Source organism: Pantoea sp. Ap-967, assembly GCF_011752565.1.
Lineage (GTDB): Bacteria > Pseudomonadota > Gammaproteobacteria > Pseudomonadales > Pseudomonadaceae > Aquipseudomonas.
The window spans coordinates 55,911-68,799 of record NZ_VWXK01000001.1 but is presented as its reverse complement, the minus strand read 5'-3'; the positions used below and the strand labels follow the sequence as shown (position 1 = coordinate 68,799).

The window sequence follows — 12,889 nt, the reverse complement described above, 5'->3', positions numbered from 1 at the left end:
TGTTAATCAGTAGTAGGAATCGGCAAGGCCATTCAGGCTGGTGCGACCTTGCTCGCACGCTTGTCTAGAAAAGCGTTCAGGCGCGATTTTGCTTCTGGATCGCTTTGGGTGATTGCCGACATAAGCGCTTCTGTGAGGAGCCCATGTGACATCGGTTGCTCAGCAATAAGAGGCAGAGCGTTCAGAATGGCGTAATTGGAGAGTGAGGCATTAGCTGCCACTTTCAGTGCGAGCTCTTTCGCCAGATTCAAGCCTTCACCGTTGGGAACGACGTAGTGCGCCAATCCAATGCGATGCGCTTCATCCGCGTTTATCACTCGGCCGGTGAGCATCATTTCGGTCAAGCGCGAGAAGCCGATCAGCTTAGTGATCCGAACTGAGCCACTACCACCCAGGAAGATCCCGCGCTGTCCTTCAGGCAGCGCGAAGTAAGCGTTCTCCTCGGCGATCCGAATGTGGAGAGCGGAGGCCAGTTCAAGTCCTCCACCCACGACCGCGCCATGAAGAACTGTGATTACAGGTACACGGCCAAACTGAATTTTGCGAAAGGCCTCGTACCAAATGGCGGATGCTTGCATGCCTTCTACTGCGGTGGATTCTGTGAGTTCAGAGAGATCCAATCCGGCGCTGAAATGTTCGCCTGCACCGAGCAAAATTGCGGTTTTGACAGTACTGGGAAGATTGTCAAAGGTGAGCTGGAGGTCGTTCAGGAGCTGGACGCTTAAAGCGTTGCGCTTGTGCGCCCGATTTAAAGTGATGGTTGCCAATGGTCCGTCTATGTCGAGCTCTACCAAATTCGGTGAGGCGGATGAATTCATTTCATGTTCTCCAAGTGACATCCAAAATTCCATTGCCAGGCAGACTGTATGCCTGGCTAACAGTCTGGCATGCTAGTATGTCTCTTTCAATGGTGCTGGAGAGAAAAGGTGCGATATCAAGACTCAGTGGCAGAACAGAAAAGCCGCTCCGCGAATCACCTGCGGTCATCTGGCAGCCCTAGGTCACCTGCGGCGCCAATCGAGGAGATGATGGCGGGTACCCTCGGCTATGCGCTTAAGCGCGCTCAGGTAAGGTCATATGAGCTTTTTTTCACGATGATGGGGCCAGATACCATTTCGCCTGCTCGAATGACTGCGCTCTCGATGGTTGCTGCTCAACCAGGTATCAGCCAATCCGGATTGGCAGAGCGGCTTGCGATCACACGTGCCAGTGTTGTCAAAGTGGTTGACAACCTAGAATTATTGGGCCTGATTGAGCGTGCTCCCATGCAAGGTGACCGGCGGAGTTATGCCTTGGCGCTCACCGATGAAGGCTACAAGGAGCTGGCTCGCTTACACGGCGAGATACGTTGCTATGAGGAAAAACTGGCGAGTCGACTGACTACGAGTGAGCGGGATTTACTTATGGCCTTGCTCGAACTAGTGGCTCAGCCGGAGGATTAATACCTCTAGAAGCTGCAAAGCCCGTATCATTTCTGGTTGCGGTAGAATCAACTTCCTATGTCAACAGAATGCTCCACTGGTACTATCGGGCGAACCAATGAATCATCTGGATCTTAGCCATTAGATCGTGCTCAAGGAGTTGATTCTCGCGCTCGTCGCAGAGGACCGCAGGAGGATATCGTGCTGCACGGCATTGGCCTGGCTTGTTGCAAGGCTGGGAATCACCCGCAAAGGCGATTTTAGATCAAGCGACAATGTAGGGATGAACGTGTTCGCTCGGCCAGCGCGGCGCCTTCACCACAGGTCAGATTCTTGATCTCATGGAAAGAGAAGATCGCGGTGCTGTATGGCCAACCGGTGCGCCGCGATAATGGGTTCCCACTGCATGGGCGGCATCCTCGATAAGGCTTATGCCATTTTTTTGCGCCAAAGCCTGCAAGAGCATGAGGTAGAGATGCGCCTGCGTAATGCGCCGGAATGATCGTGCGAGTCCATGGGGGATTGCAGCTTCTACCTGCTCTGCCGTACACATCAACGTATTGCGGTCCACATCTCTACGACTACAACTCGATCATCCAGCGTTCGGCTGCGGGTACCGGCGTCTACCTGATCGACATTTTCGACCCAGTGTTGGGCCCGCGCGCCATGCTCTAACCCGTACCACCACCTACGATAAGGAAAACCTCAAGACTTGGGCGGCCTTCATCCAGGACGGCGTGGTCGTCACCGAGCGCCTGAAGACACACTCGTTGCCTTTATATGCATAAATCATTGATTTATATAGATTTTGTAAAAATACAAATTGTCTATGAAATGTATTTCACGCTGGTTCGATTCTTTCGGTTGACAATTGTCGACAATCGACGATATAAGTTTACTCAGTGAATGGGGAAATCAATCCATTCTAAGAATGGCGCACACCACCCGTGTTGCATGCCAAAATAATAAGAATGTAGATTTGGCCATCGAACCGCTCTAGGTTCGAGTCAGCCATACAGCAGGAGCGAATGCCTATGTGTAATGCATTAGTCTGTGCTCACCATCCCAAGGACTGCGTTTCTGAAAGAAGCGTGTGCCTATCAAACTCCGACCCTTGTCGGTTCAAACTGCCCTTTGTATTCAGTTGATAGCCTACTTCACTGCCTAAACTGCATTGGGGCGCGATCTCGTAGCGTTGCTCAGCGATAATGGAGTTATCGTTCACTCCGGCTTGCTACTGCGAGCCGAAATGTGCTCGGCTGAAGCAATCTTTCGTATGCGCTTATGTCAAGTCTCTTAGCATCCTAGGTTTCATTAGTCGTAGATCCAAACCATCATCATCAATCGAGGAAGAAGTAATGAGTGATATGCCAGTGTTCGTGACCGACCTTCTGATCAACGGTGAACTGGTTCGCGGGGAGGGGCAGGCGGAAGTCTTGTTCAATCCGTCTACAGGCTTAGCGATCGGTGAAGTTAACGAGGCTTCCACCCAACAGGTTGATCAGGCAGTCCGTGCGGCTCGCAGTGCATTTGCAGAATGGTCTCAGCTTCCACCAGGTAAGCGATCTGCCCTGCTGTTGAAGATTGCAGACCGAATCGAGCGCGAAGGTGAGGAGTTTGCGCGCACCGAGTCAATCAACGTGGGTAAGCCATTCGAGCGAATGCTTGAGGATGAAATTCCTGGCGTAGTAGATAACATTCGGTTTTTCGCTGGGGCAGCGCGAGTTTTGAGTGGTTTGGCGGCAGGTGAGTACATGCCGAACAACACCAGCATTATTCGTCGTGATCCCGTTGGGGTGGTAGGCGCTATTGCGCCTTGGAACTTCCCGTTGGCGATGGCAACGTGGAAAATTTTCGCCCCAATTGCGGTAGGTAATACCGTCGTCATGAAGCCATCCGAGAACACCCCGCTGACCGCCCTGAAGCTTGGTAAGATTCTGGCTGAGATGCTGCCGCCAGGGGTAGTGAATATCGTTGCGGGCCGAGGTGAGTCGGTCGGTGCCTACTTGGGTAACCACCCAGGTGTGGCGATGATGTCTCTCACTGGGGATGTGTCCACTGGTCAAAAGGTGCTTCAAGCGGCGACCAGCAATCTGAAACGTACGCACCTCGAATTGGGCGGCAAAGCGCCGGTCATCGTAATGGCGGACGCGGATATCGACGCTGTCGTGGAGACTGTCCGCTCCGCTGGATTCTACAACGCTGGGCAAGACTGCTGCGCTGCTTGCCGGATCTATGTGCATGAGTCGGTGCACGATGCGCTGGTGGAGAAGCTCACTAAGGCGGTTTCATCGATTCGGATTGGTGATACCGATCAGCCGGGCACCGAACTGGGGCCGCTGGTGAGCAAGCGGCAGCGTGACCGTGTAGCGGGGTTTGTGGATCGGGCTCGTGATTTGCCTCATATCAATATTGTCACGGGCGGTAAGCCTGCAAGCCGAGAGGGCTTCTATTACGAGCCAACGGTCATTGTAGGCGCGCGCCAAGATGATGAAATTGTTCAGCGTGAAGTATTCGGTCCAGTTGTATCGGTCACCAAGTTCAATACTGCCGATCAAGTACTGGAGTGGGCGAACGACAGTCGCTATGGTTTGGCGTCCTCTGTGTGGACCAGTGATGCTAAAACGGCGGCGAGGATCAGCTCGCGCTTGCAGTACGGTACTACTTGGGTGAACCAGCACTTCGCACTGCTGAGTGAGATGCCGCACGGGGGTATGAAAATGTCGGGTTATGGTAAAGACCAGTCTATCTATTGCCTCGAAGACTACACCGTCGTTCGCCATGTCATGATGAATTTTGGCTGATAATTGCGAGCATTAGCGTGAGATGATATGGGGAAGCTAGTAGAGCTGGCAGCTAGCTTCTTTCATTACTGGAGACAGTGCAAAATGAAAATAATTAAGCTTGCAATTTTTTGCTTTAACCTTGCGTCCAGGATAAGCAGGTCAGTGTTGTTAGGCTCCACTCGAAACCTCAAGGTCAGAGAAACTGATGCTATGCCCGGATGTTCATAATGTAGTGCGCTGCCAATAAGTAAAAGAAGCATGGGGTGGGCATTAAATGCCTGCTGAAATTATGAACCACCACTCGCATGTATGCGGTTTTATTAGCATAGCCGAGCAGACTGCCAAGTTTTTGAGCGGAGCGAAAAAATGACTGTGCAAGAATTCGATGCGGTGTTCGTAGGGGCTGGACATAATAGTCTTGTTTGTGCAAATTATCTAGCGAGGGCAGGTTTGAACGTCCTCCTGCTTGAGTCGCGTAAGACAATCGGTGGGGCTTGTACTAGTGAAGAGCTTGTTCCGGGAGGTACCTTCTCGTCTTGCTCTTATATTCAAATGATGCTGAGTTCCGACATTATCTCTGATCTGGAACTGAAGCGTCATGGCTTGTCTTCTACTGCCCCAGCCATGCAAGAGATGGGGTTATGGGATGACGGTCAGCATGTGATGCTCTGGCAAGAGATCGACAAAACGCTTCGCTCAATTGAGGCGCATCATAAAAACGATGGTGAAGGCTTCATGCGATTCGCCACGCGTCTTAAGCGCTTTGGTGATCTAACCCAATCGGTCCAGTTCGGGGATCCACCCAGCCGTGCCGCTTTGGAACAATTATTCGGTGAGGCGGGTGAAACTGAGCTTTTCCAAGAGTTCATGGAGGGCTCCACTGAAGCTCTTCTCACCAAATACATCGAGTCTGACCGTCTCCGCGGGCTCATGATGTTTATGGGGTTAGTTTCGACTTGGGGAAGCCCGCACACCCCTGGCACCGCGTACGTCTACGGCTATCACGCTGTTGGTGAGTTTGAGAGGGCGTTTGGACGGTACGGCCTACCGGCAGGGGGGATGGGGATGATTACCCAGTCACTGCTACGCGCCTTGGTTGAGCGCGGGGGGGAGGTCCGGGTGGATACCAAGGTTGATCAGATTCTCATTGAATCTGGTCGTGCAGTCGGCGTCAGACTCGCGAGCGGAGAGGTCATTCGGGCGTCAATGGTCGTGTCGGGAACGGATCCCACTCGTTCACTGGTGAACATGCTCCCGGACGGTGCGCTTCCCCCAGCTGCAAAAGCCTCTGCTGAGAAAATTGATCAGAGAGGTTCGATGGCTCGGATTCATCTGTTGGTCGATGCTTTGCCCGATTACGTGGGATTCACTCCGGGGACCGTTGGGCCACAGCATCAAGGCTTGAATATCCTCGGCCCATCGCCCTCACTCTATGAGAAGGCTTGGGAAGCCCAACAGAAAGGCGAGTTCCCTGACGATATGATCATTGAGGCGCTGATTCCTTCAGTGACCCACCCCGGTCTAGTGCGTGTACCAGGTACGCACACTCTATCGCTAGGTGTCCAGCAGCTGCCGTTCGATCTGGCCCATGGGGACTGGGATTCACGGAGAGATGAGTGGGCCGACAAGGTGCTCGAAATTTATTTCCGGTATGCACCCAATATGCGGAATCATATTTTGGGTAGGCATGTGATTACTCCGCTGGATCTCCATCGCACATACGGAATCACGCGTGGGAACATAAATCATATGTCAATGATCGGTTTGGAAAATCTATTTGACCAGCGTCCTACCCCCGAAACCTCGCATTACCGTACCCCGATCCCTGGATACTATCTCTGCGGCGCTGGAAGCCATCCGGGCGGCGGAGTAACTGGGATGCCTGGGCATAATTCCGCCCAGCGAATTCTAGCGGATCTGGCGGGCAAGGAAGATGACCTGACTCAGCGTAAATTCGATAAGGCTGACAGAGGCCTGATCGACGGCATCTTGAAGACCGATGTAGGGCAGAAGCTCGGTTACAAAGTTGCTAGATCTCGAATATTTAGAGGATTGACCGAGCGGCTTAGTAAGTAGGGGCATGTTGAGTGTCATCTTGTTCGGCGCCGCTTATCAGTTTTAAGGATGGTGGCCGGTGGGACAGGGAAGTCCGCAATAGGCAGCGTGCGTACGACGTCGCGCTGCCTATGCTGCGTAGTTGTATTGGATCGTTATTTGAACGCTTTATTCTAAGTTTTTCAAATGATGTCAGATGCTAACGGCTTTTGCCGTATTGGATGTTCGCCCGCTGAGCATGAAGCTTATGTATTGTCTCTGGAAGATTCGACCGGGTTTCTAATTCAAGCGCAAATGAGCCTGGCCATGGCGTCCTCTCAAATATTAGAGGTTACGATTATGGAAGTGGAACGTCGCAGTATAGAATTTGTACCTCATGAAGAGCGCTATGGTACTCCGCGGCGCCTTTTCACAATTTGGTTTAGTTCTAATGTTCAAGTGACAGCCCTAATGGTAGGGACACTCGGTATCGTAGCGGGGCTAAGCTTTTTCTGGACTGTAGTGGCCTTGTTTATTGGTATCGCTATTGGTACGGTTTTCATGGCTGCACATTCTGCCCAAGGTCCCCATCTCGGCATTCCACAGATGATCCAGAGCAGGGCGCAATTCGGTGTTATAGGTGCCGCGATTCCACTGTTAATGGTTGTTCTGTCAGCGGTGCTATTTGTCGCGGCAAGCGGGGTGTTGCTCAGGGAGTCGATTAAAGCTGTAGTGCCGTTGACGGACAACCTGTCGATCGTCCTGGTTGGTTTTGCTACTCTGCTTATTGGATTCATGGGATACGAACTGATTCACAGGGTCGGCGCCTGGATGACAGTTCTGTCCACCATGGTTTTTGTAGGGGCGCTGGGAATTTTGTTGTTGAAACCTGAGACCTGGAGCGCACTGCAAGCTGGTGATAGAGGTTTCTCGATCGGCGCATTTAACTTGGTTATCGCTCAGGCAGCGTCGTGGGGGTTGGGTTATGGGCCCTACGTCGCTGACTACTCCAGGTATCTGCCGGCTAATGTAAAAACTAGCGATACTTTCTGGAGCACCTATTTGGGATGCGGTTTGGGTTCCTTCCTGATAATGACGCTAGGCGCCCTGTTCGCTATCACATTGCCGACCATTATGACAGGAGATCCGGGTACCTCAATATCCAGTCTGTTCGAGGGGTATGGAAAATTAGTTCTGGTGATAATTGTTATTGGTGTGGTCGAATATAATGTGCTGTGTTTGTATAGCGCCTACATGTCATCTGTCACGATATTCAGTGGCATGAACAAGATGACGCGAGTTGGTCGGGGGGTGAAGTTTGTCATCATGCTGGCACTTTCCTCGGTGGCCACAATGATTGCGATTAAAACCCAGTACGATTTTAACGCTTACTTCTCAGATATTCTTGTTGGTCAGCTTTACCTGATTGTGCCCTGGAGTGCGATTAACCTAGTCGATTACTACCTGGTACGATGCGGTCGGTACAGTATTGCCGATATGTATGAAGTGAAGGGCGAGTACGGTCGATTCAATGTGCTGGCGCTCACTGTATATCTGGTCAGTATTATTCTGACAATTCCGTTTATGGACCTCTCGTTCTTCAAAGGCTCCATAGCCTTGGCAATCGGGGCTGACATAAGTTGGATGCCGGCATTGGTGGTGCCCGGCCTCTTGTACTACGTTGCCTTTATGGGGCGTCGAAAAACCTTGGTGGGAGTGAAGTAGACGATCTTATGCGATGCGGATGGAGAGTTGATGATCCTTCCGCCTATTGACGAGGTGTTTAGCCAAGCGGTTTTACTGAAGTGTTGCGCCTGCACGCGCATGAATGAATGGAGAGTGCAATGACTACTGTTTCTTTTCGTCAGATGAAAGATGGCGTAAAACACGAATATGAAATGCTTCATAGACTGGAGGCAGATTTTGCAACTGCTTTGCCTGATCGTCTCTTGAAATGCCTGCTTGGCCTGAAAAACTCCCTGGCTGGCTATCAGATCGATCGCTTGCAGCACTCGCTACAGACTGCGACGCGTGCTGAACAGGATGGGGCAGATGAAGAGATGATAGTGGCGGCCCTCATTCATGACTTAGGCGATGAACTCGCGCCTTATAATCATTCGCAACTAGCCGCAGCTATCCTTCGCCCCTATGTTCGGCCCGAGGTCACTTGGGTGATCAATCATCATGGGCTATTCCAGAATTTTTACTATGTTCATTTCTTTGGTGGTGACCCTAATGAGCGTGATATGTACAAAGATCATCCTTATTACGAAAGCTGTGTGCGATTCTGCGAAGCTTGGGATCAAGCGTCTTTTGATCCCGATTACCCGACCAAGACCCTGGATCACTTTGAGCCGATGGTAAGAAGAATTTTCTCCAGGCCTGCATTCGATCCTCGGTATGTCGGAAGTGATGGTGCGGTTCACGGCTAGAGTAATTGAGTCCTATCTAAAGCAATCGGCTCTTACTGTCCGGTTCATGTAGATCTTTGGCGCAAGATGCTTGATATTTCAGGAGAAGGGTATGTCCAGTTCGATGCAAGGCAAAATTTCGAGTGTTAGCCAGGAAGCTGAGTGGGCTACTCGGTGTGATCTAGCGGCGCTGTATCGGTTGATGGCGCATTTTCGCTGGACGGATCATATCGATACGCATATTTCAGCGCGAGTTCCAGGTACTACTAACCGCTACTTAATTAATAAATTTGGGGTGATGTTTCACGAGATGCGTGCTTCAGACCTCGTCGAGGTAGATCATGCTGGAGAGGCTGTGTCGCATCTCTCTGTGGGCGAAAAAGTCAACCAGGCAGGATTTAACATTCACTCTGCAATTCATGGCGCCATGCCAGAGGCAGAGTACGTTATTCATACCCATTCACCAGCAGGCATGGCAGTTTCGGCTCAAGAGGCAGGGCTTCTGCCTGTAACTCAGCATGCCATGAAGTTCTATAATCGACTGGGTTATCACGATTATGAAGGCATCTCTTGGGATACGAGTGAGCGCGACAGATTGACCGGGAGCCTGGGGAAGCATCGAGCTATGATTATGCGTAATCATGGTCTCCTAGCGACTGGGCGTACTGCCGCGGAAGCCTTTAATCTGATTTACTTCCTGGAGCGAGCCTGCCAAGCGCAGATTATGGCGATGTCAGGGGGCGCAAAACTGCGGCAGCCCTCAGAAGATATCTGTGAGTTAGTCGCAGTTCAAGAAGAGCAAGAGTGGGTTAATGGTACTCATCTATTGGCTTGGGACGCTGCATTAAGACTGATCGATAACTCTGTTTGCGACTATCGGAGCTAGTCGAGGAGCGGCATGGTCTATGCCACGCCTGCTGACATGCATAGCGGCTTGCGTTCAAGACGAAGCCGCTAGCATTTAATTGACCTTTGATTGTCTCCTGCCTTAACCCGTCAATCTCTTCTTGTTGAAGGGCTGCGAGTGTTTCAAACGTCATATTTTCTGTCAGATTGATGATGCGCGATCCATGCATCCGGGGTATGATGGGGGCTCGTTACCTCTTGGCAGCGTTTTTGGGGTTTGCATGGATTACAATCAGGTTCGCACGGTTGAAAAACGCTCTGCTGAAGAGCAAGTGGTTGAGATTCTTCGCGAATATATATTGTCAGGTACTCTTAAGGCCGGGGCTCGAATAACTGAGACGCCGCTAGCTGAGCGCCTAGGTGTGGCTCGCGGCACACTTCGGACTGGCTTGCACAAGCTTGCCACAGAGGGCTTGGTAATCCAGACGCCCTACATCGGCTGGCAAATAGCGAATTTGACCAATGATGATCTTTGGGAAATATGGACGCTGCGTGGTAGTTTAGAAAGTTTGGCAGCCAGGATTGTAGCTGAGCAAAAAGATCCAGCGGTGTTCTCAGAGATTAAACGAGTGTTTGATGCAATCGTCCAGGCGTGCGATGCCGGTGATGCGGTCTTGGCAACCAAACTCGATTTTGAGCTTCACCGCACGATAGTTATAGGTGCGGGCCACCAACGGTTGGTGCAGCAGTATCTCCTGAACGAGCAGCAGATTCGTCTTTACATTGCTACCGCTAATGAACGAGTTCATAGCAATCTCTCTGAGCTGATAGAAGAGCACAGTACCTTAGTTGATGCAATTCTTTCTGGGAATGCCGAAACGGCAGCCCAGGCTGCCTGGTCTCAAAACGAAAATCTCAGCAAAGAAGCAAAGCCTGAAAAAATCTAATTAGTCGTGAATTTTGGTGGGAGATAATATCCCACCCTGACCCCAGCTTAAAAATCCCTTCTGCCATGCTTAGTTTCTGTATGAAAACCTTTGAAACCTCACCGGAGCCGTTGGAAGCCTGATTTTTCGTAGAGTTCTCGCTTTTTAGGCGAAGGATTCTGCCATGCCTAAGCGATACCAACTTTCCGACACAGAATGGGAAATAGTCACGGACCTCTTCACCGAGCATCGACGTACGGGACGCCCAAGAGTCGACGATCGCTTGATGCTCAACGGCGTGTTGTGGGTGCTCTGCTCCGGTGCAACCTGGCGGGACATGCCTGAACGATTCGGGCCTTGGTCGACGGTCTATCAACGATTTCGAGACTGGCGAAACCAAGGAACCTTCAACAAGATGCTCAAGCGGTTACACCTCAAACTCAATGCACAGGGCCAGATTGACTTGACCACCTGGTGCATCGACTCAACCGCCGTGAGGGCCACCCGTGCCTCTGCCGGAGCAGGCAAAAAAGGGGGGCTGAAGAACCAACGGACCACGCACTTGGACGAAGCCGGGGCGGGTTGACGACGAAAATTCACATGGTCAGTGATGCCCGTGGCATCCCACTCCACTTCACGCTCTCAGGTGGTAACGCCAGCGACATCTCCCATGCTCAGTGACTGCTGGACGGTGTCCACATCCCCTCGAATCGAGGTCGGCCACGCAAGCGCTGCCGCTGGCTCCTGGCCGACAAAGGCTATGACGCAGAATCCTTGCGGCAATACTGCGACCGCTATCGGATGCAGCCGGTGATTCCTTTGCATGGAATGAAGCGCAAGCCAAAGCCGGGTTTACCGCGCCTGTTTGACAAGCCCAAGTATCGGCCGCAGAACGCTATCGAACGGCTTTTTGGTTGGTTGAAGGAGCACCGCCGCCTGGGTACACGCTATTGCAAGCAAGCGGAAAGCTTTGCTGCGATGGTCACGCTGGCTTGCTGGCGGCGGTGTTTACGACATTACTTTTCGTACAGTGCCTAGGGCTATTGGGCGCGAATATCACCAAACTGAGACCAGAATTTGATCCTCGCACTCACGGCTTCAAAAAACTGAGCGATCTGATTAAAGGGCATTCGCATGCATTCGAACTCCAGGCTCGCTCAGCCTCAGGGGGCGCGGCGGCACTCTACGTCCGTCATAAGCAGCCAGTTAAATAGGCCTGAAGGGGCGTCGAGCAAGCACCTCAGCCTGCCCGGAGACTATGAGATAAAAGTAGGGACGTTCGGCTATGGTAGGTGAGGGCCACAAAATAACTGAGCGCCTTTTCGTGGCGCACAGTTTCATTTTGCCGCACCCTGCGGGCCTGGAATAGATATCTCAAGGAGAGAGGCACGTGAAAAGTTTGTATAAAGCGATCTGTCTGGGATCGTGGATGGCAATGGGCGCAGCGCACGCTGATGTTGGCCGGGAAGAAGCACTGGACGCGGCAGTGCGCCAGTTCGCGGCGAAGCTGGAAGGAGAGTGGCAGCAGTGTTTGAAGAGTCCAAATACACACACGACAAACGACAGCGAGATGTGCGCGTTGGCGATGCTTGAAACAGCTAGCGATGCCGTGACACAGAAATATCAGGGAAGGCTCGTTCGGACTCAGCAAGACGCTGAACAGGGCGTAGTTCCAGCAAGCGTTCCGGCCCTGCTTCCGCAGGCGCAGGCAGCGTGGGAATCGTACGTCAAAGCAGACTGTGGTGTGGTAGGTGCCTTGGTTACCGGGACAGCGAGTACAACCTATCAGCTTGTGTGCCAATACAAGCATCAAATTCAACGTCTGGATGCACTTGATAGGTGGTGAGCCTGCGGCCTTTTGCTCTTCAATCTCAGTCGTTACACCTAGGTGTCAAAGTCGAATCAGGCGATGCAGTTTCTGCCGCAATAGTTCTGGACAGGCTAACGAAAGCCGGCGAGCGGGCGGAGGTTTCTGCCGACATGGCTGAGCGCAACAAGCGCCTTGATGGGCTGACCAGTAAGGCGGGAATGCCGCGACCAAGGCGTCAAAGGTAGCGCCCATCACCACCCATACTGTCGACAAGGCTGATGAGGCCCTGAACAGCGTGTCGCTGTAGTCGATCTCGGCGACAAGGAGCACCCTCTCCGGCGAGAAACTTAATGGAAGCACAACGCCATCAGTGCCATTATCCCCAGTTGGCGGAAATGGACTTCGAGGCGACGTGATGGGAATGGCTTTATTTCGACTTTCCAGCGGCATTGCCTGCATTGTGTTCACGCTTGCCGCTGAGATGATCTGGGGAATTCCCGGACTTATTGGTGGGGTGCTGGTGCACTCGATCGTCTGGAAAGGCTTGCTTCCATTCGCAGACTTTGTGAGCCAGACCATTACATGGAACCGCAACAAGCGAGATCGGTTGCGCTGAGTGATCTGGCCTGACCTGGTGATGGTTGTCATGCTGCGA

General features: G+C 52.1%; 11 protein-coding genes and 2 pseudogenes. 11 read left to right on the top strand and 2 right to left on the bottom strand.

Features of this window, described 5'->3' with window-relative positions; translation table 11 throughout:
• Positions 1–32: 32 nt before the first annotated feature.
• Positions 33–839: a crotonase/enoyl-CoA hydratase family protein gene (locus F3J45_RS00330; RefSeq protein WP_205300327.1), complete on the bottom strand. Its 807-nt coding sequence runs from the start codon at positions 837–839 to the stop codon at positions 33–35.
• A gap of 189 nt (positions 840–1,028) precedes the next feature.
• Between F3J45_RS00330 and F3J45_RS00325 the strand changes: the two genes are divergently transcribed.
• Positions 1,029–1,442 (top strand): MarR family winged helix-turn-helix transcriptional regulator, encoded by a 414-nt coding sequence (locus F3J45_RS00325; protein ID WP_205300326.1) that lies wholly within the window; start codon positions 1,029–1,031, stop codon positions 1,440–1,442.
• A 239-nt stretch (positions 1,443–1,681) separates the two neighbouring features.
• Here the strand turns inward: F3J45_RS00325 and F3J45_RS00320 are convergent.
• Positions 1,682–1,992, bottom strand: a pseudogene (locus F3J45_RS00320) (DegT/DnrJ/EryC1/StrS family aminotransferase).
• Positions 1,993–2,788: 796 nt separating this feature from the next.
• Between F3J45_RS00320 and F3J45_RS00310 the strand changes: the two are divergent.
• From F3J45_RS00310 to F3J45_RS00265, 10 genes and pseudogenes are all read left to right on the top strand, one after another.
• Positions 2,789–4,225 carry a gamma-aminobutyraldehyde dehydrogenase gene (locus tag F3J45_RS00310; protein ID WP_205300355.1) on the top strand — a complete coding sequence of 479 codons (1,437 nt, stop codon included), beginning with the start codon at positions 2,789–2,791 and terminating at the stop codon, positions 4,223–4,225.
• A gap of 348 nt (positions 4,226–4,573) precedes the next feature.
• On the top strand, positions 4,574–6,283 hold the full coding sequence (locus F3J45_RS00305) for an NAD(P)/FAD-dependent oxidoreductase (RefSeq protein WP_167055417.1): 1,710 nt from the start codon (positions 4,574–4,576) through the stop codon (positions 6,281–6,283).
• Between the two features lie 165 nt (positions 6,284–6,448).
• Positions 6,449–7,966, top strand: coding sequence for a cytosine permease (locus tag F3J45_RS00300; protein ID WP_205300325.1), 1,518 nt, complete (start codon positions 6,449–6,451; stop codon positions 7,964–7,966).
• 119 nt (positions 7,967–8,085) lie between these two features.
• Positions 8,086–8,673, top strand: coding sequence for an HD domain-containing protein (locus F3J45_RS00295; protein WP_167055414.1), 588 nt, complete (start codon positions 8,086–8,088; stop codon positions 8,671–8,673).
• 91 nt (positions 8,674–8,764) lie between these two features.
• A complete protein-coding gene (locus F3J45_RS00290) occupies positions 8,765–9,538 on the top strand; it encodes a class II aldolase/adducin family protein (RefSeq protein WP_167055411.1) in 774 nt (257 codons plus the stop codon).
• A gap of 241 nt (positions 9,539–9,779) precedes the next feature.
• Positions 9,780–10,445, top strand: coding sequence for a GntR family transcriptional regulator (locus tag F3J45_RS00285; RefSeq protein WP_167055408.1), 666 nt, complete (start codon positions 9,780–9,782; stop codon positions 10,443–10,445).
• Positions 10,446–10,608: 163 nt separating this feature from the next.
• A pseudogene (locus F3J45_RS00280) lies at positions 10,609–11,462 on the top strand (IS5 family transposase).
• Positions 11,429–11,638, top strand: coding sequence for an OST-HTH/LOTUS domain-containing protein (locus tag F3J45_RS30445; protein ID WP_370526187.1), 210 nt, complete (start codon positions 11,429–11,431; stop codon positions 11,636–11,638). The pseudogene F3J45_RS00280 and the gene F3J45_RS30445 overlap by 34 nt, the downstream one beginning before the upstream one ends.
• 176 nt (positions 11,639–11,814) lie before the next feature.
• Positions 11,815–12,270, top strand: a complete 456-nt coding sequence (locus F3J45_RS00270; protein WP_167055402.1) for a lysozyme inhibitor LprI family protein — start codon at positions 11,815–11,817, stop codon at positions 12,268–12,270.
• A 379-nt stretch (positions 12,271–12,649) separates the two neighbouring features.
• A complete protein-coding gene (locus F3J45_RS00265) occupies positions 12,650–12,850 on the top strand; it encodes a hypothetical protein (protein WP_167055400.1) in 201 nt (66 codons plus the stop codon).
• The last annotated feature ends 39 nt before the right edge of the window (positions 12,851–12,889 follow it).